The following is a 20,575-nucleotide window of genomic DNA, read 5'->3' on the forward strand; positions in this document are numbered from 1 at the left end:
AGCCAAGTTTCTCAGCAATGAGTAACCGGCAAGTCAAGCAAGATCTCAGTGGTGGCTGTAGCTCAGTTGGTAGAGTCCAGGATTGTGATTCCTGTTGTCGTGGGTTCGAGCCCCATCAGCCACCCCAAAGAATTCAGGTAGTAAAAAGTTTTGCTAAACGGCGTTGTGAGCAATCACAACGCCGTTTTTGTTTGGGTCTCGACGTTTCTCAGCGCGAAGTCTCCGCCCGAAGGCAGAGGCTTCATTTAAAGCGGATCGGCGAATAAAGCCAATTCAGGCAAGGCGCACTTCGAGACGCTTGCCGAGCGCCGCAACTGCCGATTCGACCATTTCGATCTTCGATGAATGGCTGAAATTCAGAAGACGATCGACCTGCACCTGATTGACCTTCAGTCGACGCGCCAATTCCGCCTTGCGTACGTTCTGCTGCAGCATTTCGTTGGCGAGCAGAACCTTGGAAGTGACCAGCGCGGAAAGGGTGATAGCCCGCTGACCGCGTGTTGCCTTCGAAGGAAACGGAATGGGCCGCTTCTCCGAAAAATAAATCTCCAGTGCGGCTTCCAACGCATCGAGCGCCTGCACCAGTGCCTCATCCTCGCTTTCTCCAACGGTGATCGCTTCAGGTACGTCCGGGAACGTGACCAGCAGCGTGCCGTTCGAGTCCGGCGTCAACTCGATGGGATACGACAACATTACGATTCTCCAGTGATGCGATTTCCGATAAAACGCAAACCCGCGAGAGGTCTTACGACCTCTCCCCTCTCATTTGATACCAAGCTGTTTTTTGATCGCCTCGGCAAGGTGAGTACCCATTTCCTTGGCCCCATGATCAGGGAAGATCGTCGTCCTCCCATTCAGCGTAACTCGGTAATGACTTGAACCGCTTCTGTGCTTTTCGAAAATAGCACCCTGTCTCTTCAGCCACTTCCTGAACTCGCTGTACTTCATACCCCTCCTCTCAATCAGTGCGAGGAGGAAAATTACAACACACATGTTGTATTAAAAATAGAGAAAATACAACATTTTTGTTTTATTTTGTGTAGGGAAGTCTTATCAAAGAGCGCAGGAAGCTTCCGAACACACCCTCGTTAATCCGCATCTTCAACGAGGTCTTTCCACAGGAAACACGCCCCCTCTACAGGGTCGGACCACCGCCCATCCCCGCCCCCTCTGCGCTCCGCGGATTATTCCAGTATCGAGAATAGTAATTTCAAATTATCGGCACAAATTTTCGATAGTAGGGGTATACACTGCCTCACATCGACGTTGCAGACACACCACCTCACCGGCCACTGCGACGCCTTCCTGAAATGAAGTCGAAACGTTTATCGGAGTTACATCATGAAGACCAAGCTCATCGCTGCCCTGCTGGTTGCTGTTTCTGCCTCGATCGCCGCTCCCGCGTTTGCTAGCGGCTACGGCCCGGCACCGTACTACCGCCCGTCGGTTGGCGCACCGGCTTCGCAACAAGGCCAGAACGCACAAACCGTCGCAGCTGAACAGGCTAACGCGCAAGCCAACTCGTACGGCGGCGTGAACAACGTGTCGTCGCAATCGGGTACGCGTGAGCCGGTTTCGGGCCCGCAATCGGTTTTCTTCGGTCACTAAGCAGCTCAGCGGACCTGCTGTCCACACAATAGACAGCAGGTGCCAGCCGTAGACCGGGCGTCGCGCATGACAACCTCATGCCGGCGCCCGGTCCCGTTTACGGCACTGATCTACTCCATCTCCGCAAAGCAAATCGCGGCACTACACCAACCTCGTGCGCTATGCCGTCGTGCCCTCGCCCGCTTGCGGCGACTCACAGAAGCGAATCCGGTTGCCGAACGGATCGATCGTCTCCAGCACCTTGCCCCACGGCACAGTTTCCACTCCCGGTTTCCCGTACTTGTAGTCCTTACGCTGCAGCTCCGCGTGCAATGCGTCGATACCCTGCACCGGCACGAAAATCGTCGAGCCCGGCGTCGCATCGCCGTGATGCTCGCTCAGATGCAAAACGAGCTCCGAGCGCCGCACTTGCAGATAGAGCGGGAAGTTGTCCTCGAACCGGTGCTCCCATTCGACGGTAAAGCCGAGAAAGTCCACGTAGAACTCGCGGGCCTTTTCCTCGGAGAAAATGCGGATGATCGGAATAGCGGGCGCCAGATGCACAGCGGTCTCCAATTGATCGACGTGAATCCGGCAGCTTAAGGCAAGACGCTCGTGCGCACGAAGCCGCTGCGAAAAACTCCGCTCACGATCCCGGACGGCAAGCAACGGCAAGCAACATCAGCGACCTCAAACGGCATCAAGCCGCCAGGCCCGCATCGATCGCTTCACGCGCCGCCTTGAAACCGGCCTCTGCGGCCGCGTGCTCGGTGGACCACAAACTCTGGATGTGCACGAGCCGCCAGTCGACCACCACCGCATCGCCGCGCAACACCCGGAAATGCGCTTTCACGCCGGTGAGCACCTGCTCGACCGCGACTTCGATGTCGTAGTCCTGATAGCGCTCCTGGTAGTCGCCCATGTCGAGGCCTTTCGGCTCCATGTCCGCCTCCGTGATGAAATGCCAGCGACAACGCGCCTCCCGCGAGCCGCCACCGGCTCGCAGCAACACTGCCCGCTCTTCAGCGCGCATTCAATCGCAATCGCCCGACAGATACTGCCTGCCGTTGCAGGTGATCTCGACGTCGCCACCGCTTACTTCGGTGACGAGGCCGCTCATCAGCAATTCCGCCGTGACGGACTGCGCCAGCTTCGGCACGGTTTGTCCGACGCCGACGTCGTTCAGACGCCGCAACGCTTCGATCGCTTCGGGACTCAATGACTTCGACATGGCCGTCTCCGTCGTCATGCTCAATTCATCGTAGCAAGTTTCGGGCGTCGCTGCGCTGCGCATACCGACCCGTCAAATCAGGCACGCTGAATGCGATATGGCTTAAGGAATCGGGGAATGCGACCGCAGATCGACTCGTCAGGCGGCATTGCAAATTGCAACGCGTAACGGAGGTTCGAAATGAAGCGAAGGAGATTGGCAGCGCTAACGGCAAGCATCGCGCTTACAGCATCGGGCATAGTCGCCGCGACAACGCTCGCGCAGGCGCAAACCTCACACAAAACGGCAGAAGCCGCAGCGTCGATGGTGAAGCCGCCGGAAGCGGCGTCGGGTTCGACCGGTTCGAGCAATCCGGACAACATGCCGATCAAGCGCCCGGATAAACCGACCAACGACAGGATGATGCACGCACCGCCCGCGAGCGGCGCCAACGCGAAATAGCATCGGGCATGCGTGCGGCACAGGTCGGCCGCACAACAAGCGGTCATGCGCGCCCACTACCCATGAAGAGCCGCGCGCGCAGTTCCACAAGCGCCTTACAGACGCGCGATCGACACCTCCGTCGACTTGACCAGCGCGACCACTTCCGAGCCCACCTTGAGATCGAGTTCGTCGACGGAACGCGTGGTGATCACCGACGTGACGATACCGAACGGCGTTTCCACGTCCACCTCAGACACCACCGACCCGCGGATGATCTCCTTGACCTTGCCTTTGAACTGATTGCGTACGTTGATTGCGGAAATGCTCATGTCGTGTGGCTCCAGAGAAGCGATTGAAAACAGTCAGTCAAAGGAATTCAGACAGCCCAGCGGACGTCTGTCGGCCGCCTGAGACGGCCCTCGTCACCTGCGTCGTAAGCGCGTGACGACAACGCGTCGTCGTTCGGCGCCGTCTTGAGCACGCGTTGCAACACATGTTCTTCGAGCGCGGCGAAACCGGCCGACGCGCGCGCTCGCGGCCGCGCGAGCGGCACCGGCTGATCGAGCGCGATGCGCCCTTCTTCGATCAGCAGAATCCGGTCGCCGAGCGCGACGGCTTCGTGCACATCGTGCGTGACCAGCAGCGCGGTAAAGCGATGCTCGCGCCACAACCGCTCGATCAGCGCGTGCATTTCGATGCGCGTCAGCGCGTCGAGCGCGCCGAGCGGTTCGTCCAGCAGCAGCAATTGCGGCCGGTGCACGAGCGCGCGCGCCAGGGCCACCCGTTGCCGCTGACCGCCGGAAAGCTGCGCGGGCCAATCGTTGGCGCGTTCCAGCAAACCGACTTCGTCGAGCACGGCGCGCGCATCGTCACGCGAGCTGCGCCCCAGGCCGAGCATCACGTTTTGCAGCACGCTCTTCCACGGCAGCAGGCGCGCGTCCTGGAACATGATGCGGGTATCGAGCGGCTGGCCGTCTTCCGTACGCTTTTCGAGCACGCCCGACGTCGCTTTCTCCAGACCGGCGACGAGCCGCAGCAACGTCGACTTGCCGCAGCCGCTGCGCCCGACGATCGCGACGAAACTGCCGCGCTCGATCGACAGATCGAATTCGGACAGCACGCTGCGCTCGCCATACCGCTTGCTCACGCCGCGCAATTCGACCGAATAATCGGCGGCGCGGCGAGCGTCGTTGCGCGCGAGCGCCCCGGCCGCCGCCACCGCATCACCGCCACGCCGGCTGTCGTGTGATCCGTCTTCGAAGCCCGCGGCTTCAACCGCGTCGTGATCGACGTTACGTGCCTGCGCCAGTTCGGCTTCGAGATCGCTGCCCGCGATGCCGCCAAACGACGCCGACAAAGTGGTGGCGTTCATGCTTTGTTTCCTCGTTGATAGGCCGGATGCCAGCGCAGCGACACGCGCTCGAGGCTCTTCGCCAGCACGTCGGCGAGTTTGCCGAGCGCCGCGTACAGCAGGATGCCAACCACCACCACATCGGTTTGCAGGAATTCGCGCGCGTTCATCGTCATGTAGCCGATGCCGGACTGCGCGGAGATCGTCTCGGCGACGATCAGCGTGACCCACATCAGCCCGAACGCGAAACGCACGCCCACCAGAATCGACGGCAACGCACCCGGCAGCACCACATGCCGGTACAGCGCGAAACCTTTGACGCCATAACTGCGCGCCATCTCGATCAGGTTCGCGTCCACCGAGCGGATCCCGTGGAACGTGTTCACGTAGACCGGGAAAAACACGCCGAGCGCGACGAGAAACACCTTCGCTTCTTCCTCGATGCCGAACCACAGGATCACGAGCGGAATCATCGCCAGCGCGGGGATGTTGCGGATCATCTGCACGGTCGAATCGAGCGCGATCTCGACGGGTTTGAAAAGCCCCGTCGCGAGTCCCAGCACGAGGCCGATGCCGCCGCCGATCGCAAAACCCGACACCGCGCGCCACGTGCTGACCTTCACGTCGGCCCACATCTCGCCGGACTGGATCAGCGACCACGCCGCCTTCACGACCGCGAGCGGTTCGGGCAGCACGCGCGTCGACAGAACGCCGCTGCGCGCGGCGAACTCCCACGCCAGCAGAATCGCGAGCGGCGCGAGCCACGGCGCGAGATGGGCACCGGCACGGCGCAGCACGCTTAAAATCGCGCTCGCGCCAGCGCCTGTCTGCGTGGCCGCCGGCACACCGCTTTGCGCATCAGGAATGGATTGAGCCATGCTTGCTTGCCCTCATTGCGGGTCGACGAAAGACCGGACGTCAACCCGACGTTAGACGCGACACGAGCCTCGTTGCGGCACGCGGCACCCTCGGCGCCGGCTGCCGTAACGACACGCTCCTCAGCTCGCGCTCGCCGATTTCGGCAGATAGTTGTTGCCGACGATTTCGCCGAACGGACCCGACAGCGGGCCGCCGGCAACCTTGCTCTTATGTCCCGGCAGCAGCGGAAACACCAGTTCGGCGAAGCGATACGACTCTTCGAGATGCGGATAGCCGGACAGAATGAAGGTGTCGACGCCGAGGTCCGTGTACTCCTTCATCAGCGCGGCAACCTGTTCCGGATTGCCGACGAGCGCGGTGCCCGCGCCGCCGCGCACGAGGCCCACGCCGGCCCACAGATGCGGATACACCTCGAGGTCGGCGCGGCTGCCGCGCTTGCCGCCGTGCAAGGCAGCCATCCGGCGTTGCCCTTCGGAATCCATCTTCGCGAACGACGCCTGCGCGCGTGCAATCGTGTCGTCGTCGAGCTTGCTGATCAGTTTGTCGGCCGCGGCCCACGCTTCTTCTTCGGTCTCCCGCACGATCACGTGAAAGCGAATGCCGAACTTGATCTTCCGTCCACGCGCTTCAGCGCGCGCGCGAATGTCGGCGACTTTTTTCGCGACCGCAGCGGGCGGCTCGCCCCACGTCAGATAGGTGTCGATGTGATCGGCCGCGATGTCGTGCGCGGCCGCCGACGAACCGCCGAACCACAGCGGCGGATGCGGGTTCTGCACCGGCGGATACAGCGCCTTGCCGCCCTTCGCCGTCAGATGCTTGCCCTCGAAATCGATCGCGTCGTTGGTATGCGAGGCGATCAGCAGCTTGCGCCAGATGTGCAGGAATTCGTCGGTGATCTCGTAGCGCGTGTCGTGATCGACGAACACGCCGTCGCCTTCCAGTTCGGCCGCATCGCCGCCGGTCACGACGTTGATCAACAGACGCCCGTTCGACAGACGGTCGAAGGTCGCGGCCATACGCGCGCCGAGCCCCGGCGACGTGATGCCCGGGCGAATCGCGACGAGAAATTTCAGGCGTTTGGTCGCGGCGATCAGACTCGACGCGACCACCCATGCGTCTTCGCAGGAACGGCCGGTCGGCAGCAGCACGCCCTCGTAACCGAGCGTATCGGCCGCGACGGCGATCTGCTGGAAGTAGTCGTAATCGGCCGCGCGTGCGCCTTGGGACGTACCGAGATAGCGGCTGTCGCCGTGAGTCGGAATGAACCAGAACACATTCATTTGCTGCTCCTGCTTGTTCGAGACTGGATTGAGTGAAGACGAGGCGTCGAATGAACGCGTACACGCCGGCCGCGCGCATCCAGCCGGCAAGCGGCCCGGCGATGCGGCGCCAAGGGATGGAAAGTGCGGTCTGGCGCGCGAGGCGGTCTAGCGCGACCCGCTCGGTCGAATGGGCGACGGCGGTAATGTCCGTCTACATGGGGAAACAGTCTATGGATCGAGCCGCGGCTTTTGAACGATTTTTTTTAGCTTAGGTTTTCCACTTTCGTGATTAGCCCGACGCTAAAGCATACGGATCGTCCGGCACTGTTGCATGGCCGGCACGCTTGAAACGACAGGCCGCTCTATATAATGGCGCACGTTTCCAATAATCCGGTCCAGGTCGGCGAGCCGCGCCGCCTGTGCCTCGCAGGTGCACTGCATGCAAAAACTCATCCTGCCGTTCGTCGCCGGTTTTCTGGCTTCGCTGTTCTTTCACGAGTCGACGCTCGCGCTGCTGCACGCAGCCGGCCTGATCGACCCGACCGGTTTCTCGACCGCACCGTTCTTACCGCTCGGCTTGCCTGAGTTCATCGCGAATGCAATCTGGAGTGCTGTCTGGGCAGTGTTGATGGCGTGGCTGCTGCGCGTCGCGCCGCATCGGAGCGCGCCGTGGGTGCCCGCGTTCGTGTTCGGCGGCATCGCGCTGACGGCCGCCGCCGTGTTCGTCGTCGATCCGCTGCGCGGGATCTGGCCGACCGGCAATATGCTGCCGCGCCTTGCCGTGGGTTTCGCGGCCAACGCGATGTGGGGCTGGGGCGCGCTGGTGTTCATGCGCGCGTTCATGGCAAGTGAGGACGAGGACTGAAGCGTCACTCGGCGCGGCTGGCGTGCTTATGGCAAGCGCTGGCCGCGATTGACTCACTACTGGCCCACTACTGACCCACTACTGGCTCGCAATTAGCCGTTCAGGTCGCGCAGCGGGTGCGCGGCCGGTGCCCACGGGCTGTCGAACATCTTCGCGACATCTGCGGGATTCACGTCTTCGATGCGCGCGAAACGCCAGCGCGGCGCATTGTCTTTGTCGATGATGCGCGCACGAATCCCCTCCACCGTATCGCCTTGCGCGAAGCAGCTGCGCGTCAGGTCGAGATCGCCGCGCAACACCTCCGCCATCGATCCCTCCGCACGCGCCACCACCTCCAGCGACACCGCCATCGACAGCGGCGAGCGCTCGCGCAGCACCGCAATCGTCTGCTCCGCCCAATCGGCCGCGTTACCGTCGCGCTCCTGCTCGAGCGACGCGAGAATACGCGCGACGTCGGGCTTCGCAAAATGCCGGTCGATCAGCACGCGTGCGCTCGCGAGCGACGACGCTTCGGGGTTCGGCGCGACCCGATGCGCGGCGGCTTCGCGCTCGATGCATGCCACCACGTCTGCGCCGCGTTCGAACAGTTCGGTGCGCAATGTGTCGACAAGCGCCGGCAGCGCTGCGTCGTCGATATAAACATCGGCGAGACCTGCGTACAGCGCATCCGCTGCGCCGACCGCCGCGCCGGTCACCGCCAGATAACGGCCGATCGCACCGGGCGTGCGCGACAGGAACCAGCTCGCGCCGACGTCAGGGAACAGCCCGATGCGGGTTTCGGGCATCGCCAATTGCGTCGAGTGAGTGACCACGCGCAGACCGCCAGTGCGATGCGCGCCCTGCGAAATGCCCATGCCGCCGCCCATCACGACGCCGTTCATCAGTGCGATATACGGCTTCGGATACGTGAAGATCGCGTGATTGAGCCGGTATTCCTCGATGAAAAACGTGTCGCGCGCCGCACCGTCGCCGCGCTGCGCGGTTTCGTACAGAAAGCGGATATCGCCGCCCGCACAGAACGCACGCGGATGCTGGCTGCGCACCACGACCGCGAGCACGTCGGGATCTTCGCGCCATTGGTCGAGCGCCGCGTGTATCGCGCGGATCATGCCGGTCGACAACGCGTTGAGCGCCTTCGGCCGCTCCAGTTCGATGAAGCCGATGCGATTGGCTACGTAAGTCGCGACTTCGTCGCTGACGGCGGGCGAGGCGGAATTGGACATGGAGAACGATGCGCGGAAGCGCGAAATAAAAATCGGAACTGAACGTTATCACGCACGCGCCGCTTTGGGCTTCGCGGCGGACGTGCAGACAATTCAGATTTGCGTTTTGCCGGATGCGTCGGCGGCGGTGGCGTCGGGCGCTGATTCCGTTGCGGCTCCGACGGCTTTCCCGGTCGATTTTTCAGCTTTTGCATGCGGCTTTTTCGCCGCTTTGACGGGTGCTGCGGTGGGCTCATCGCTAATGGACCCGGCGCCGGTTTCCTGGTGTGCTTCCGCGTTCACCGTCGCGGCCGGTTTTTTGCGAGCGCGCGCCGTCTGGACGGCACCCGATACATCGACGGCAGGCTGCACGCCGAGCCACGCATCGAGCGCCATGCTCACCACCGTGTCCAGCGACACGCTCGGAAACACCGGACACGTGAGATTGAGCGCGACGATCCCATGCAGCGTCGCCCAGAACGCTTCGGCCCACACCGCCGTATCGGTCGATGCAGGCAGGCGCCCCGCCGCTTTCAACTCGTCGAGTGCGGCGAGCATGATGCGCAGCGACGCGTCGCCGGGGTCGTCGTCCGGTTTGGGGGGCGCGGCGTTATCCGCCGACACACCCGCCGAACCGCCCGCGCCGCCGAGCGCCGCGCCGGTATAGCTCGGATCTTCCATGAAGATCAGCCGATACGTTTCCGGATGCGCGACCCCGAACGCCACATAGGCGCGCCCCAGCGCCCTGAGCCGCCCGGCCGGATCGGCGATCTCGACGAGCGGCACGAAGGTCTCGAGCAGTTGCGCATAGCCTTCCGCGCACAAAGCCTGCGCGATCTCGTCGCGGCTGGCGAAATGCAGATACAGCGTGGCGGGTGAATATTCGATAGCGTCGGCAATCTTGCGCATGGACAGCGCGGCAAAGCCTTCGCGCATCACGATGCGCCGCGCGGCATCGAGGATGCGTTCGCGCAGCGCCTGCTTCTGGCGGTTTTTTCGTTCAGGTATTCCCATGCCGGTCATTTTCATGTTGACAAACTGAAAAGTCAAATTAAACTGAACACCGCTCACTAAACACTGTTCAGTAAATTTTCTTCAATCAGTCTGCTTTAACAACGGCGCCGGATGCGCCGCCATGAGGAGTCGTCATGCAAGTCATCGGGAAAGTGGGTCTATTCGGCGCCGCGGGCGCGGCCGGTCAGGTCATTGGCGCGGCACTCAGCGCGGCGGGACGGGATTATCGCGTGGTGGGCCGCTCGCGCCGCGCGCTCGAAGAGGCTTTCGGCAATGATCCACACGCGGAAATCGTCACGTGGAATCCGGACGACGCGGCGTCGATCGCCGCGGCGGCGGCCGGTCTGCAAACGGTGATCTACCTGGTCGGCGTACCCTACGATCAGTTCGCCGCCCATCCGCCGCTGGTGGAACGCACGCTGGCGGGCGTGACGGCGGCCGGCGTCGAGCGTTTCATCCTGATCGGCACCGTGTATTCGTATGGTCGGGCGCGCAGCAATCCGATCACCGAAAACCATCCACGCGAGCCGCATACGTTCAAAGGCAAGATGCGTCTCGCGCAGGAAAATCTGGTGCTCGCCGCGCACGGTCAGAAGGGTTTGTCCACGCTGGTGCTGCGCCTGCCTGACTTCTACGGTCCGGGCGTCGAGCGCAGTCTGCTGAACGGCGTGTTCGAAGCCGCCGCGCAAGGCAAACGCGCGCAGATGGTCGGTCCGGTGGATGTGCCGCACGAGTTCATCTACCTGCCGGATATCGGCCCGGTGGTCGAGAAGCTCACGCGTACGCCCGAAGCGTACGGCCGCTGGTGGCACCTCGCCGGTCCGGGCACGATCACGCAACGCGAGATCGCCGAGCGGACGTTCGCGCTCGCAGGCCGCGCGCCGAAGCTGATGGTCGCCGGCAAGACGACGCTGCGCGTGCTCGGTCTGTTCAATCCGCTGATGCGCGAAATGGTGGAGATGAATTACCTGCTGACCGAGCCTGTCGTGATGGACGACAGCGCGCTGACCCAACTGCTCGGCCCGATCGCCAGGACCTCATATGAAGACGGGATTCGCGAGTCTTTCGAAGCCGAGCGCGCCGCGGCGGCACGTGCAGACGATGCGAAGGCGGCGTGAACGCAATCCGCTTATCCGGCGACGTTACCGGGCGGAAAGTGTCCGCTCCTGAGCAACACAGGCGTGCCATTGCTGATCTGCAGATGCTCCCGCGCCACCGCTTCGATACGCGGACGCCCGGCGTCGAACGCGCGCATCCAGCCTTCGAGATCTTCGGAATAGGCGCCGAAGTGATCTTCGAGCGCTTCGACTGAAATCGCGCACGGCACCGGCTCGCCGTCCACCAGCGCGGGGAAAACTACGGTCAGATTGGAGTCGCGGTAAGCAGGCGCGTCCGCGGGAAACCGGATTTCCATGGTCGCCTCATCAGAAGGTTGCGGCATTGGACGGACACCGGCCAGAATGGGCCGGCCCGGCACGACGTCGTTATGGTACTCGTCAGACCTGACCACGGTCCAGCCGGACGCGCCGCCTTCCCCGATACCTCGTTGCGTCATGGTTTCCCTCCCAGCAGACGGTCGACGTAGTCGCGCGCGGCCTGTTCGACGAAACCGAGCGCTTCGTCTTCGCTGCCGAAGCGTTGTTCGTCGCCGAGTTCGAGCAAGGTTTCGATCCGGTGCGGATCGTCCGGACCGTGTTCGGCGAGACTCACCGAACCGACGTAGTTGCCCGCGGCAACCGATCCCGGCGCGGCGTCGGCCGCCGGCACGAGACGCGCGGCCGCGCTGATGTAATAGCCCCGATAAGGCCCGCTGACCCGTTCGGCCATGTTCGTTCTCCTCGTTGCAATGTGTCGTATCGACGGACGAGCGTCGCGCATCGCGCACGAAATTCGCACGCTGGCGCTGGCCGTGAACCTCGCGGTGAACCGCCAACAAACAGGTAGTAAGGCGCGTTGCGGGCCGATAAGTTCTGCGCGGCGCGCGGCCCTGCGCGCAATGCGTCGCCCTGCGGATCGCACTTCCGCGATCCACGCCGGTCGAACCACACGTCGGCACGATCCGTGCTGTCGCAACCACGCCTTTTCGAGTCCACCGAGCGCAATATGGGAAAATATTTTCTGCAAGACCACGAACTGCCCGAGCCCGATGCGGCAAACAAGTGGTTTGCCTACGCCGAAAGCCACGGCATCGACATTCCGAAAGCCATCAGCATCTGGGAAGACGCAGCCACCGAAAGTGGCGCGGAAAGCCGCAAGCTGGTCGGCGCGGCGGGCATTACGATCGAACCGCGCTAGCCCCGCCAGCCACGCCTATGGAGCGTGGCCAGCATGAATATCTATTTGAAAGGAAATTTCACGATGCAATCGATGACGCCCTCGCGCCGCTCCGGCCGCTTCCATCCGGGTCGCACGGCGCTTGCTATGGTGCGCCGCGCGTCGCTCGCCGCCGCCCTGCCCGCAGTCGTTCTGCTGGGCGCGAGTTTGAGCGGTTGCGCATCGTCGAACACGACCTCGCTGATCAATCTGCCGAACGGCCAGACCGGCTTCGCGGTGAACTGCAGCGGCGCCGACGCCGCGTCGAGCTGGGCCTCCTGCTACGTGCAGGCCGGCAAGGCATGCGGCGCGACCGGCTACGACATCGTGTCGAAGGACAACGACGAAGGCGGCACCGCCGGTGGCAGCGTCACGAATGTGGTGTCGGCTAACGTGAAAAACCGTTCGATGATCGTACGCTGCAAATAACGCGCACCGGTTGCACATCCGGCGCGCGTGAACGAAGCGTCAGTGCGCCTGCATCTTCGAAAACATGTTCAACACGGCGACGCCGGCGATGATCAGCCCGAGCCCGATGATGGCCGGCAGGTCCGGCACCTGCTTGTACATCACCACCGCCACCAGCGTGATCAGCACGATGCCCGCGCCGGACCACACCGCGTAGACGATGCCGACCGGAATCGTCTTCAGCGTCAGCGACAGGCAATAGAACGCGATGCCGTAGCCGATCACCACGACGACCGCCGGCAGGAGCCTGGAAAAACCTTCGGACGCGCGCATCGCGGAGGTCGCGATCACCTCCGCAACGATCGCAATTGCGAGCAACGCATAGGGAGGCACCCGCATAGCGTCAGGCCTTTGCAAGCGCGAGCTTGCTGTAGTCGTGGCCGAGATGCGCGCACAGCGCTTCCACCACCAGTTCATGATCCGCGCGCTGCGGCAAGCCGGACACCGTGATCGAACCGATCACGCCCACACCCGCCACCGTCAACGGGAAAGCGCCGCCGTGCGATGCGTATTCGGTGGCGGGTAGCGCATGTTTGTCGGCGAGCGTGCTCCCCGCCTGCTGCATCTTCAAACCGATCGCATACGAACTGCGGCGGAAATGCGCGACCGTATTGCCTTTGCGGCGCGCCCAATCGACGTTGTCCGGCGTCGCGCCGTCGAGCAGGCTGAAGAACAGCGGTTGACCGGAGGTGCGCACGTCGATGGCGGCGGCGATGCCGCGCGCCTTCGCGACCTCGTGAAGATACGCGCCGAGTTGCCACGCGCGGTCGGCATCGAAGTGGGGAAACACCAGCGCTTTTTCCTGAGCGGCGATGACCTGCAGGTCGTGAGCGATATCCATGGAGTCGTGAGCCAAGAAGAAGTGACGAGCGGCGCCGGCAACCCGCGCCGCGAAGCGAACCTGGATTCTAGCGCAGCCCCTTACGAAGGCCTTCCGGGATGCGACACTGCCCACGCGTGTCGCGACCTGTGGTACTTCATTTGAAGCAGTTTCTTAAACGGGTATTGCATCGGCTTTCAATCTGTCCTATAATCTTTTCTTCGACGGACGCGGGGTGGAGCAGTCTGGCAGCTCGTCGGGCTCATAACCCGAAGGTCGTAGGTTCAAATCCTACCCCCGCAACCAAGTCTCCCAAGATTCGGTTCGAGACGTCGAAAACATCATCAAAGGCTTGCCTAACCGGCAGGCCTTTTTTGTTTTCAGCCACGAATCTGGCGGGCCTCACTGCCGCGCGCCAGTCGATCCGCTCACTCGAACAAACCACATCGCGGCGCTCGCAACCATCGGTAACCGGCTGATATGGGCCTTCCGCGCGCCCATCGTGGCAAGCACCGACGGTTTTATTCTGGAATCCAAACCAAAAGTCGTAGCGCTCCGCAGGCAAATCTACCTGCAAGCCACCTGCCACCCCTCGTCCTTCCCCGCGTCTCAGAAATACCCGCCCCAGTGATAAACTCCTACCACCCTTTCTCGTCCCCTTCCTATGAAATTCTGTTCTGTCTGCGGCCACGGCGTCAGTCTGAGCATTCCGCCGGGCGACAACCGCGAGCGCTTCGTGTGCGGCAACTGCGGCACGGTGCACTATCAGAATCCGCGCAACGTGGTCGGCACCGTCCCGGTCTGGGACGACAAGGTGCTGCTGTGCCGCCGCGCGATCGAACCGCGCTACGGCTACTGGACGCTGCCGGCGGGTTTCATGGAAATGGGTGAAACGACCGCCGAAGCGGCTTCGCGCGAAACGCTGGAGGAAGCCGGCGCGCGCGTCGAAGTGCAAAGCCTGTTTTCGCTGCTGAACGTGCCGCACGTGCATCAGGTGCATCTGTTCTACATGGCCCGGCTGCTCGATCTCGACATCGCGGCCGGCGAGGAAAGCCTCGAAGTGAAACTCTTCGAAGAACACGAAATTCCGTGGGACGAGATCGCGTTCCCGACCGTCGGCCAGACGCTGCGGTTCTTTTTCGCCGACCGCGCCGCCGGCAACTACGGCCTGCACACGGGCGATATCTTCCGCTCGCTGCGCGAAGGTTGAGCGGCGCGCATGGTTCCCTGGCTCGGCGCTGACGATCCGTTTCCACCGGTCGAGCGCGCGCTCGGCGAGGCAAGCGGCGCGCCGGGCCTGCTCGCGGCGAGCGCCGACCTGCTGCCGTCGCGACTGATCGACGCCTACCGGCGCGGCATCTTCCCGTGGTATTCGGACGGGCAGCCGGTGCTGTGGTGGAGCCCCGATCCGCGCATGGTGCTGCGCCCCGCCGAATTCAAACTGTCGCCGTCATTACGTAAAACGCTCAAGCGCGTGCTGCGCGAAGACGCGTGGGAAATTCGCGTCGACCACGACTTCGCGTCGGTGATGCGCGCCTGCGCCCAGGCGCCGCGGCGCGGCCAGCGTGGCACGTGGATCACCGCGGACGTCGTGGAAGCGTATTCGTCGCTGCATAGAATCGGCGACGCGCACAGCATCGAAACCTGGTTCGAAGGCAAGCGCGTGGGCGGTTTGTACGGCGTATCGTTCGGCCGGATGTTCTTCGGCGAATCGATGTTCGCGGAGGTCACCGATGCTTCGAAAATGGCGCTGGCCGCGCTGGTCGGACACCTGCGACGTCACAAAATAGAAATGATAGACTGCCAGCAGAACACGTCGCATCTGGCGTCGCTGGGCGGTCGCGAGATAGCGCGCAAGGCGTTCATCGCGCATGTTCGCGCGTCGGTCGACGCTCCGCCGATTCCCTGGCGCTTCGACAAGACCGCGTTGCTCGAGCTCGTCGCGCCAGCGGCGTAGGAAGAATCAGGCCGAATCCGGAGCCGCCGCCCACCGCGCCGCGGGTCGCGAGCCGCGGGTTGTCCACTGCCAGGCGCCGGATTTGCAATACCAGAGACGCTTCGAGAGCTGCCAACGTGACTCATCCCAACGAGCTGCCTCTTTCCCCGCTTTCCGCGCTGCAATTTTATGCAACGGCGCCCTACCCCTGCAGCTATCTCGACGGCCGCATCGCCCGCTCGCAGGTCGCCACCCCCAGTCATCTGATCAACTCCGACGTCTACACCGAACTCGTCAAGGCCGGCTTCCGGCGCTCGGGCGTATTCACCTACCGCCCGTATTGCGACGGTTGCCGCGCATGCGTGCCGGTGCGCGTTCCCGTGGACCAGTTCGCGCCGAACCGCACGCAGCGTCGCGTGTGGAAAAAGCATGGCGAGCTGATCGCCACCGTCGCGCCACTGCATTACGACGAAGAACATTACGCGCTCTACATGCGCTATCAGTCCGCGCGGCACGCGGGCGGCGGCATGGACCGCGACAGCCGCGATCAGTACGAGCAGTTCCTGCTGCAAAGCCGGATCAACTCGCGGCTCGTCGAATTCCGCGAGCCGCTGCCGGATCATCCGGAAACGCCGGGCATCCTGCGCATGATCAGCATGATCGACATTCTCGGCGACGGGTTGTCGTCGGTGTACACGTTCTTCGACCCGGATCTGCCGCACAGCAGCTTCGGCACCTACAACATCTACTGGCAGATCGAGCAGGCGCGCAGCCTCAAGCTGCCCTACGTGTACCTCGGCTACTGGATTCGCGAGAGTCCGAAGATGGCGTACAAGGCCAATTTCCGTCCGCTCGAAGGGTTGATCGACGGCGCGTGGCAGGTACTCGACCCGGCCCGCATGGATCTGCCGCCGGTCGATCTCGCGATTCACGGCAAGCGCGGACCGCTGCGGCCCTGAACGCGCGCACCGGCGCGGCGCCCCGCGCGTCATTGTCTTCGCCCCCTTTCAATTGATCTCATTAATGGCTTAAAGCCGGTAAAATGGCGGGTTCCCATTTTCCGGCCGCCCGGCCTCGTCCCGTGTTCAGTTCCCTCTACCCGCTCGTACGCGCCCAACTCTTTCGCATGGACGCGGAAGACGCTCACCACCTCACTTTGCGCGTGCTAGGCGCTGCCGGCCGCACCGGCGTGGCCGGCGCGTTCGCGCCGCGCGTGCCGGATGCGCCGCGCACCGTGATGGGGCTGACGTTCCGCAACCCGGTTGGCCTCGCCGCCGGCCTCGACAAGGACGGCGCCGCGATCGACGGCCTGGCCGCGCTGGGTTTCGGTTTCATCGAAGTGGGCACGGTCACCCCGCGCGCGCAGCCCGGCAATCCGAAGCCGCGCATGTTCCGCCTGCCCGAAGCGGGCGCGGTGATCAACCGGATGGGCTTCAACAACGCGGGCGTCGACCAGTTCGTGAAGAACGTCCAGGCCGCGCGCTATCGCGGCATTCTCGGCCTGAACATCGGCAAGAACGCGGATACGCCGATCGAACGCGCCGCGGACGACTACCTGTACTGCCTCGAACGCGTGTATCCGTTCGCGAGCTACGTGACGGTCAATATTTCGTCGCCGAATACGAAGAATCTGCGCCAGTTGCAGGGCGCGGGCGAACTCGACGCGCTGCTCGCCGCGCTGAAAGACAAGCAGCAACGTCTCGCCGACATGCACGGCAAGCTCGTGCCGCTCGCGCTGAAGATCGCACCGGACCTCGACGACGAACAGATCAAATCGATCGCCGATACGCTGCTGCGCCACCGGTTCGAAGGCGTGATCGCCACCAACACCACACTATCGCGCACGGCGGTGGCCGGCATGCAGTACGGCGACGAAGCCGGCGGCCTGTCGGGCAAGCCGGTGTTCGACGCGTCGAATGAGGTGATCCGCAAGTTGCGCGCGGAAGTGGGCGAAACGGTGCCGATCATCGGTGTGGGCGGAATTTTTTCGGGCGAAGACGCGCGCGCCAAGCTCGCGGCCGGCGCCGCGCTGGTGCAGCTTTACACCGGCTTTATCTATCGCGGGCCGGCGCTGGTCGCCGAGTGCGCGCAGGCGCTGCGTTAAGCTGAGGCCGAACGGTGCGACGCTGCGGCGTGGCCGCTGGCGTCGCCCATGTGTCGTGCTCTGTTATTTCGCGCTCGCGAGCGACGCGCTATCCAGCGACGCGCCAAACCGCTCGAAACGCGGCATATAAAAACGCTCCGGGTCCAACGAAAACGCGACGCGGCGCGTACGGCCCATCAACTCCTTACGCGGGAAAAAACCGAAGTAACGCGAATCGGCGCTGTCGTCGCGATTGTCGCCGAGCATCAGATACTCGCCTTGCGGCACCACCACCGGCCCGAACGAGTTGCGCGGACTCGGCGCATCGGGCGAGAGCCGCACGGTATGCGCGACGCCGTCGAAGCGCTCGGTCAGATATTCGCCCGCGGACATGGCATCGCCGGACAGCGGTTTGAACGCGACGAGCGGCCGGTAATCGGCGCGCACGCCGTTCACGTACAGCACGTTGTCTCGCATCGCGACGCGGTCGCCGGGCAAGCCGATCAGGCGCTTGACGATCAGCTCGTGCGCCGCCGAGGAATCGATCGTGACGATATCGCCGCGCTGCGGATCGTGTAGATGCGCGAGCGCAATGTGCGTGAGCGGCACGCGCAGATCGTAGGCCATCTTGTCGACGAAGATCCGGTCGCCTTCACGAATGGTGGGCAGCATCGAGCCGCTCGGCACGACGTTCCAGTCGGCCACGGCGCTGCGAAACAGCACCATCAGGAAAAGAAACGCGACCAGACTTTTGTTGTCGCGCCACAGTTTTGCAAGCATGCGCATAGCGGCAGTTCCGGTGGAAGGTATTCGAAAGCGGCGTTCAGGCGGGTCGTTCCGTGTCGACGCCGCACGTCCGCGCAAATCGTACCACCGGCGTTCGGCTCGCGGCGCGAGCGCCGCGAGCGCTCACCCCAAGCTTGCCGAATTTTCATTCGCCCGCGTACTTCAACCCCAACGCGGCGCGCGCGGCGTCGGCCATCGCGATCATCTGCAACGACTTGCTGTGCGGCATCACCGGACTCTCCAGTTGCCCTGCGCGAATCAGTTCGCAGAAGTGCGCGGTCTCGTAGTTCAGACCGCCGCCTTCGAACGGTTCAGCGAGTTCGACGACGCGGCCGTCTGCATAGCGGATCGTCGCGCGTGCCGGATTCCACCACGGTTCGTGGATCGTCACGTGGCCGTGTTCGGCCATCAGCAACGCGTCGCCCTTGCCCTGCAAGTCGAGGCCGCAGAACACCTGCGAGATGCCGCCGCGCTCGTGCAGACTGTTGAGACTCGCGAACGTGTCGACACCGGTCGGCCCGAGCCGCCCGAGCGTCTGCACGTCGCGCGGCGCGCCGAGCCAGTCGACCACGAAAAATATTCCGTACACGCCGATATCGAGCAGCCCGCCGCCCGCATGTTCGAGCGACAGCACCGGCTGGCCGGCCGGCACGCCCGACATCGAATAGCCGGCCCGTGCGAAACCCGCCGTGCCGATCGGGTCGGCGTTCAGGTGTGCGCGCAACTTTCTGTACAACGGATAGAACGGCGGCTTCATCGCTTCCATGAAGAGCCGTTGGGCAGCGCGCGCGGCGTCGAGCACGCGCAGCAGTTGCGGCTGGTTGAGCGCGGCGGGTTTTTCGCACAGCACGTGCACGCCGGCCTGCAGCGCGGCGATCGCGTAGTCTGCGTGGCTGTCGTGGATGGTGGCGATATAGAGTGCGTCGATGCCGCTTTCCAGCAGCGCGTCGAAACTCGCGCAGACCTCGCCGCCGAATTCTTCGGCAAAGGCCGCGGCCGGCTCGGCGCGGCGCGACCACACGGCGGCGAGCCGTGCGTTGGGCACGTATGCGAGACCTTGAGCAAAACGGCGTGCGATGCGGCCCGTCCCGACGATTCCCCAGCGAATCACGGTGTCGTTCGCGGACGCAGATTCGGAGACAACTTCGGTGACAATTTCAGTGACAACTTCGGTAGCGGATCCAGCGGCAACTTCTTTGACATGTGCCATCGTTTCATCGAGTCCGTGCAGTCAGAAGAGGCGCTATTGTCGCGCATGCCGCCCGGTCCGTGAGCGGACCGGCCGCATGAATTTCGGCCTGATTTCCGATGCAGGGTCCCGCTACGACGATGTCAGAGCGGCGGCGGTTCCGGCGAAAAACGATCGCCGATCTCTTCCACCGAGTAGTCGATCATTGCGAGCGATGCGGCCTCGGCTTCCTTCGGATCGCGCCGTTCGATCGCCTCGACCACGCGCTGATGCGAACTCACCGCCGACTCCCACAGTCCCTCTTTGGTGAGGATTGGATTGACCGTGGAAAGCGCGCCGCGAATGATCGCCGCCATCTGTTTGAAGAACTGATTGCCGCTCGCCACCACGATGCGGGTATGGAACAGCTCGTCGGCCTCCTGATAGCCTGGCTCGGTCGGACGGATCGCGCGAAACGCTTCGAACGCCTCACGAATCCCCGCTACGTCGGCGGCGCTGCCGCGCGCGGCAGCCTGCGCCGACGCTCGCGGTTCGATCAGGATGCGGAACTCGATCACGTCGCGCAGAAACATCGGATCGGGCTTCGCGCGAAAACGCCAGTTCACGACGTCTTCGTCGATCATTCGCCAATCGCTCATCGGCCGGATGCGCGTGCCGATTTTCGGCCGCACGTCCAGCATGTCGCGCGCGAGCAGCATAGACAGCGCCTCGCGCATGACGGTGCGGCTGACGTCGAACTCTTTCGACAACACATCCTGCGGTGGCAGGATGGCGCCGTATTTCTCTTCCACGATCCCGGTAACGAGTCCGTCCATTACCTTGCTGACCAGCGAGCGATCCTTGTTTGCCTGTTCCATTTGACACTCTCCCCGAAGCGGTGTTTGCCCCCGCGTAGCCTGTTGATCAAGCGGCCCTTGTGTCGATTAATGTATGCATCGTTGTTATTTACGATACGTTGCTAGCTTCAAAACAGATGCGCCAGTTGGGACACGTCCTAACAGGGTTATCCCTCTGAAGAATTGTTTCGTTCGTGTAACGCCGCATACATCGACGGGCCTTAAGCTTGCGTCCCAAGCGTGCCTGCGTTGCAAAATTTGCATCGTGCGAAGACGCACGTAGCGCGACGAATTTGTCTGAAGCACAACAGCGCGGTGTATGGGGACAGA

28 protein-coding genes and 2 tRNA genes are annotated in these 20,575 nt (G+C 63.2%); 12 read left to right on the plus strand and 18 right to left on the minus strand.

Annotation, left to right across the window (positions count from 1 at the left end):
* Window positions 1-51: 51 nt before the first annotated feature.
* A tRNA-His gene (locus PQQ51_RS21075) sits at window positions 52-127 on the plus strand.
* Window positions 128-273: 146 nt separating this feature from the next.
* Here the strand turns inward: PQQ51_RS21075 and PQQ51_RS21080 are convergent.
* Window positions 274-693: a type II toxin-antitoxin system HicB family antitoxin gene (locus PQQ51_RS21080; RefSeq protein WP_408498753.1), complete on the minus strand. Its 420-nt coding sequence runs from the start codon at window positions 691-693 to the stop codon at window positions 274-276.
* A 69-nt stretch (window positions 694-762) separates the two neighbouring features.
* Window positions 763-948: a type II toxin-antitoxin system HicA family toxin gene (locus PQQ51_RS21085; RefSeq protein ID WP_408498754.1), complete on the minus strand. Its 186-nt coding sequence runs from the start codon at window positions 946-948 to the stop codon at window positions 763-765.
* Window positions 949-1,341: 393 nt separating this feature from the next.
* Between PQQ51_RS21085 and PQQ51_RS21090 the strand changes: the two genes are divergently transcribed.
* Window positions 1,342-1,608, plus strand: a complete 267-nt coding sequence (locus tag PQQ51_RS21090; RefSeq protein WP_408498755.1) for a hypothetical protein — start codon at window positions 1,342-1,344, stop codon at window positions 1,606-1,608.
* 159 nt (window positions 1,609-1,767) lie between these two features.
* On the opposite strand, the gene PQQ51_RS21095 is transcribed toward PQQ51_RS21090, so the two are convergent.
* The 3 genes from PQQ51_RS21095 to PQQ51_RS21105 all read right to left on the minus strand — a co-directional run bounded on the left by PQQ51_RS21095 (window position 1,768) and on the right by PQQ51_RS21105 (window position 2,818).
* Window positions 1,768-2,151, minus strand: coding sequence for a glyoxalase superfamily protein (locus PQQ51_RS21095; RefSeq protein WP_408498756.1), 384 nt, complete (start codon window positions 2,149-2,151; stop codon window positions 1,768-1,770).
* 136 nt (window positions 2,152-2,287) lie between these two features.
* On the minus strand, window positions 2,288-2,530 hold the full coding sequence (locus tag PQQ51_RS21100) for a DUF6566 family protein (protein WP_408498757.1): 243 nt from the start codon (window positions 2,528-2,530) through the stop codon (window positions 2,288-2,290).
* Window positions 2,531-2,620: 90 nt separating this feature from the next.
* Window positions 2,621-2,818, minus strand: a complete 198-nt coding sequence (locus PQQ51_RS21105; protein WP_408498758.1) for a hypothetical protein — start codon at window positions 2,816-2,818, stop codon at window positions 2,621-2,623.
* A gap of 180 nt (window positions 2,819-2,998) precedes the next feature.
* Here PQQ51_RS21105 and PQQ51_RS21110 point away from each other — a divergent pair, with 180 nt between their 5' ends.
* Window positions 2,999-3,259, plus strand: coding sequence for a hypothetical protein (locus PQQ51_RS21110; RefSeq protein ID WP_408498759.1), 261 nt, complete (start codon window positions 2,999-3,001; stop codon window positions 3,257-3,259).
* Between the two features lie 95 nt (window positions 3,260-3,354).
* Here the strand turns inward: PQQ51_RS21110 and PQQ51_RS21115 are convergent, their stop codons facing one another.
* From PQQ51_RS21115 to ssuD, 4 genes are all read right to left on the minus strand, one after another.
* The gene (locus tag PQQ51_RS21115; RefSeq protein ID WP_115782798.1) at window positions 3,355-3,570 is read right to left on the minus strand and encodes a TOBE domain-containing protein; all 216 of its coding nucleotides are present in this window, start codon (window positions 3,568-3,570) and stop codon (window positions 3,355-3,357) included.
* A 47-nt stretch (window positions 3,571-3,617) separates the two neighbouring features.
* A complete protein-coding gene (locus tag PQQ51_RS21120) occupies window positions 3,618-4,613 on the minus strand; it encodes an ATP-binding cassette domain-containing protein (RefSeq protein ID WP_408498760.1) in 996 nt (331 codons plus the stop codon).
* Complete coding sequence (gene ssuC, locus PQQ51_RS21125; RefSeq protein ID WP_408498761.1) at window positions 4,610-5,470, minus strand: aliphatic sulfonate ABC transporter permease SsuC; 861 nt, start codon at window positions 5,468-5,470, stop codon at window positions 4,610-4,612. Before ssuC ends, PQQ51_RS21120 begins: the two co-directional genes overlap by 4 nt.
* 120 nt (window positions 5,471-5,590) lie before the next feature.
* The gene (gene ssuD / locus PQQ51_RS21130) at window positions 5,591-6,751 is read right to left on the minus strand and encodes an FMNH2-dependent alkanesulfonate monooxygenase (protein ID WP_408498762.1); all 1,161 of its coding nucleotides are present in this window, start codon (window positions 6,749-6,751) and stop codon (window positions 5,591-5,593) included.
* Between the two features lie 421 nt (window positions 6,752-7,172).
* Here ssuD and PQQ51_RS21135 point away from each other — a divergent pair, with 421 nt between their 5' ends.
* A complete protein-coding gene (locus PQQ51_RS21135) occupies window positions 7,173-7,598 on the plus strand; it encodes a hypothetical protein (protein WP_408498763.1) in 426 nt (141 codons plus the stop codon).
* Between the two features lie 92 nt (window positions 7,599-7,690).
* Here the strand turns inward: PQQ51_RS21135 and PQQ51_RS21140 are convergent, their stop codons facing one another.
* Window positions 7,691-8,821, minus strand: a complete 1,131-nt coding sequence (locus PQQ51_RS21140) for an enoyl-CoA hydratase/isomerase family protein (RefSeq protein ID WP_408498764.1) — start codon at window positions 8,819-8,821, stop codon at window positions 7,691-7,693.
* Window positions 8,822-8,914: 93 nt separating this feature from the next.
* A complete protein-coding gene (locus PQQ51_RS21145) occupies window positions 8,915-9,814 on the minus strand; it encodes a TetR/AcrR family transcriptional regulator (RefSeq protein WP_408498765.1) in 900 nt (299 codons plus the stop codon).
* A 134-nt stretch (window positions 9,815-9,948) separates the two neighbouring features.
* Here PQQ51_RS21145 and PQQ51_RS21150 point away from each other — a divergent pair, with 134 nt between their 5' ends.
* Window positions 9,949-10,932, plus strand: a complete 984-nt coding sequence (locus tag PQQ51_RS21150) for an NAD-dependent epimerase/dehydratase family protein (RefSeq protein ID WP_408498766.1) — start codon at window positions 9,949-9,951, stop codon at window positions 10,930-10,932.
* An 11-nt stretch (window positions 10,933-10,943) separates the two neighbouring features.
* Here PQQ51_RS21150 and PQQ51_RS21155 read toward each other — a convergent pair whose 3' ends face one another.
* Together PQQ51_RS21155 and PQQ51_RS21160 are read right to left on the minus strand one after the other, a co-directional pair.
* The gene (locus PQQ51_RS21155) at window positions 10,944-11,369 is read right to left on the minus strand and encodes a DUF1488 family protein (protein ID WP_408498767.1); all 426 of its coding nucleotides are present in this window, start codon (window positions 11,367-11,369) and stop codon (window positions 10,944-10,946) included.
* Window positions 11,366-11,641 (minus strand): hypothetical protein, encoded by a 276-nt coding sequence (locus PQQ51_RS21160; protein WP_408498768.1) that lies wholly within the window; start codon window positions 11,639-11,641, stop codon window positions 11,366-11,368. Before PQQ51_RS21160 ends, PQQ51_RS21155 begins: the two co-directional genes overlap by 4 nt.
* A gap of 276 nt (window positions 11,642-11,917) precedes the next feature.
* Between PQQ51_RS21160 and PQQ51_RS21165 the strand changes: the two genes are divergently transcribed.
* Window positions 11,918-12,109, plus strand: a complete 192-nt coding sequence (locus PQQ51_RS21165; RefSeq protein WP_408498769.1) for a hypothetical protein — start codon at window positions 11,918-11,920, stop codon at window positions 12,107-12,109.
* A gap of 63 nt (window positions 12,110-12,172) precedes the next feature.
* The gene (locus PQQ51_RS21170) at window positions 12,173-12,556 is read left to right on the plus strand and encodes a hypothetical protein (protein WP_408498808.1); all 384 of its coding nucleotides are present in this window, start codon (window positions 12,173-12,175) and stop codon (window positions 12,554-12,556) included.
* Between the two features lie 39 nt (window positions 12,557-12,595).
* On the opposite strand, the gene PQQ51_RS21175 is transcribed toward PQQ51_RS21170, so the two are convergent.
* Window positions 12,596-12,928, minus strand: coding sequence for a DMT family transporter (locus PQQ51_RS21175; protein WP_408498809.1), 333 nt, complete (start codon window positions 12,926-12,928; stop codon window positions 12,596-12,598).
* Window positions 12,929-12,938: 10 nt separating this feature from the next.
* On the minus strand, window positions 12,939-13,436 hold the full coding sequence (locus PQQ51_RS21180) for a heme-degrading domain-containing protein (RefSeq protein ID WP_408498770.1): 498 nt from the start codon (window positions 13,434-13,436) through the stop codon (window positions 12,939-12,941).
* Window positions 13,437-13,644: 208 nt separating this feature from the next.
* On the opposite strand from PQQ51_RS21180, the gene PQQ51_RS21185 reads away from it, so the two are divergent.
* From PQQ51_RS21185 to PQQ51_RS21205, 5 genes are all read left to right on the plus strand, one after another.
* A tRNA-Met gene (locus tag PQQ51_RS21185) sits at window positions 13,645-13,721 on the plus strand.
* Between the two features lie 358 nt (window positions 13,722-14,079).
* Entirely contained in the window at window positions 14,080-14,625 is a 546-nt protein-coding gene (locus PQQ51_RS21190; RefSeq protein ID WP_408498771.1) for an NUDIX hydrolase, read from the plus strand.
* A gap of 9 nt (window positions 14,626-14,634) precedes the next feature.
* Window positions 14,635-15,372, plus strand: a complete 738-nt coding sequence (aat, locus tag PQQ51_RS21195) for a leucyl/phenylalanyl-tRNA--protein transferase (RefSeq protein WP_408498772.1) — start codon at window positions 14,635-14,637, stop codon at window positions 15,370-15,372.
* 116 nt (window positions 15,373-15,488) lie between these two features.
* A complete protein-coding gene (locus tag PQQ51_RS21200; protein ID WP_408498773.1) occupies window positions 15,489-16,310 on the plus strand; it encodes an arginyltransferase in 822 nt (273 codons plus the stop codon).
* A gap of 83 nt (window positions 16,311-16,393) precedes the next feature.
* Complete coding sequence (locus PQQ51_RS21205) at window positions 16,394-17,455, plus strand: quinone-dependent dihydroorotate dehydrogenase (protein WP_408498774.1); 1,062 nt, start codon at window positions 16,394-16,396, stop codon at window positions 17,453-17,455.
* Window positions 17,456-17,518: 63 nt separating this feature from the next.
* On the opposite strand, the gene lepB is transcribed toward PQQ51_RS21205, so the two are convergent.
* The 3 genes from lepB to PQQ51_RS21220 form a co-directional block, all read right to left on the minus strand.
* A complete protein-coding gene (lepB, locus tag PQQ51_RS21210) occupies window positions 17,519-18,220 on the minus strand; it encodes a signal peptidase I (RefSeq protein WP_408498775.1) in 702 nt (233 codons plus the stop codon).
* A 145-nt stretch (window positions 18,221-18,365) separates the two neighbouring features.
* Window positions 18,366-19,430 (minus strand): Gfo/Idh/MocA family protein, encoded by a 1,065-nt coding sequence (locus tag PQQ51_RS21215; RefSeq protein WP_408498776.1) that lies wholly within the window; start codon window positions 19,428-19,430, stop codon window positions 18,366-18,368.
* Window positions 19,431-19,552: 122 nt separating this feature from the next.
* On the minus strand, window positions 19,553-20,266 hold the full coding sequence (locus PQQ51_RS21220; RefSeq protein ID WP_408498777.1) for a FadR/GntR family transcriptional regulator: 714 nt from the start codon (window positions 20,264-20,266) through the stop codon (window positions 19,553-19,555).
* Between the last annotated feature and the right edge of the window lie 309 nt (window positions 20,267-20,575).

The organism is Paraburkholderia xenovorans, from assembly GCF_046030735.1.
GTDB classification, from domain to species: domain Bacteria; phylum Pseudomonadota; class Gammaproteobacteria; order Burkholderiales; family Burkholderiaceae; genus Paraburkholderia; species Paraburkholderia xenovorans_A.

What these genes read in the sequence shown, in the direction of transcription:
- PQQ51_RS21080 (WP_408498753.1), bottom strand. Translation starts at nt 693, where the DNA reads ATGTTGTCGTATCCCATCGAGTTGACGCCGGACTCGAACGGCACGCTG.
- PQQ51_RS21085 (WP_408498754.1), bottom strand. Translation starts at nt 948, where the DNA reads ATGAAGTACAGCGAGTTCAGGAAGTGGCTGAAGAGACAGGGTGCTATT.
- PQQ51_RS21090 (WP_408498755.1), top strand. Translation starts at nt 1,342, where the DNA reads ATGAAGACCAAGCTCATCGCTGCCCTGCTGGTTGCTGTTTCTGCCTCG.
- PQQ51_RS21100 (WP_408498757.1), bottom strand. Translation starts at nt 2,530, where the DNA reads ATGGAGCCGAAAGGCCTCGACATGGGCGACTACCAGGAGCGCTATCAG.
- PQQ51_RS21105 (WP_408498758.1), bottom strand. Translation starts at nt 2,818, where the DNA reads ATGTCGAAGTCATTGAGTCCCGAAGCGATCGAAGCGTTGCGGCGTCTG.
- PQQ51_RS21110 (WP_408498759.1), top strand. Translation starts at nt 2,999, where the DNA reads ATGAAGCGAAGGAGATTGGCAGCGCTAACGGCAAGCATCGCGCTTACA.
- PQQ51_RS21115 (WP_115782798.1), bottom strand. Translation starts at nt 3,570, where the DNA reads ATGAGCATTTCCGCAATCAACGTACGCAATCAGTTCAAAGGCAAGGTC.
- PQQ51_RS21120 (WP_408498760.1), bottom strand. Translation starts at nt 4,613, where the DNA reads ATGAACGCCACCACTTTGTCGGCGTCGTTTGGCGGCATCGCGGGCAGC.
- ssuC (WP_408498761.1), bottom strand. Translation starts at nt 5,470, where the DNA reads ATGGCTCAATCCATTCCTGATGCGCAAAGCGGTGTGCCGGCGGCCACG.
- ssuD (WP_408498762.1), bottom strand. Translation starts at nt 6,751, where the DNA reads ATGAATGTGTTCTGGTTCATTCCGACTCACGGCGACAGCCGCTATCTC.
- PQQ51_RS21135 (WP_408498763.1), top strand. Translation starts at nt 7,173, where the DNA reads ATGCAAAAACTCATCCTGCCGTTCGTCGCCGGTTTTCTGGCTTCGCTG.
- PQQ51_RS21140 (WP_408498764.1), bottom strand. Translation starts at nt 8,821, where the DNA reads ATGTCCAATTCCGCCTCGCCCGCCGTCAGCGACGAAGTCGCGACTTAC.
- PQQ51_RS21145 (WP_408498765.1), bottom strand. Translation starts at nt 9,814, where the DNA reads ATGGGAATACCTGAACGAAAAAACCGCCAGAAGCAGGCGCTGCGCGAA.
- PQQ51_RS21150 (WP_408498766.1), top strand. Translation starts at nt 9,949, where the DNA reads ATGCAAGTCATCGGGAAAGTGGGTCTATTCGGCGCCGCGGGCGCGGCC.
- PQQ51_RS21155 (WP_408498767.1), bottom strand. Translation starts at nt 11,369, where the DNA reads ATGACGCAACGAGGTATCGGGGAAGGCGGCGCGTCCGGCTGGACCGTG.
- PQQ51_RS21160 (WP_408498768.1), bottom strand. Translation starts at nt 11,641, where the DNA reads ATGGCCGAACGGGTCAGCGGGCCTTATCGGGGCTATTACATCAGCGCG.
- PQQ51_RS21165 (WP_408498769.1), top strand. Translation starts at nt 11,918, where the DNA reads ATGGGAAAATATTTTCTGCAAGACCACGAACTGCCCGAGCCCGATGCG.
- PQQ51_RS21170 (WP_408498808.1), top strand. Translation starts at nt 12,173, where the DNA reads ATGCAATCGATGACGCCCTCGCGCCGCTCCGGCCGCTTCCATCCGGGT.
- PQQ51_RS21180 (WP_408498770.1), bottom strand. Translation starts at nt 13,436, where the DNA reads ATGGATATCGCTCACGACCTGCAGGTCATCGCCGCTCAGGAAAAAGCG.
- PQQ51_RS21190 (WP_408498771.1), top strand. Translation starts at nt 14,080, where the DNA reads ATGAAATTCTGTTCTGTCTGCGGCCACGGCGTCAGTCTGAGCATTCCG.
- aat (WP_408498772.1), top strand. Translation starts at nt 14,635, where the DNA reads ATGGTTCCCTGGCTCGGCGCTGACGATCCGTTTCCACCGGTCGAGCGC.
- PQQ51_RS21205 (WP_408498774.1), top strand. Translation starts at nt 16,394, where the DNA reads ATGGCGGGTTCCCATTTTCCGGCCGCCCGGCCTCGTCCCGTGTTCAGT.
- lepB (WP_408498775.1), bottom strand. Translation starts at nt 18,220, where the DNA reads ATGCGCATGCTTGCAAAACTGTGGCGCGACAACAAAAGTCTGGTCGCG.
- PQQ51_RS21215 (WP_408498776.1), bottom strand. Translation starts at nt 19,430, where the DNA reads ATGGCACATGTCAAAGAAGTTGCCGCTGGATCCGCTACCGAAGTTGTC.
- PQQ51_RS21220 (WP_408498777.1), bottom strand. Translation starts at nt 20,266, where the DNA reads ATGGAACAGGCAAACAAGGATCGCTCGCTGGTCAGCAAGGTAATGGAC.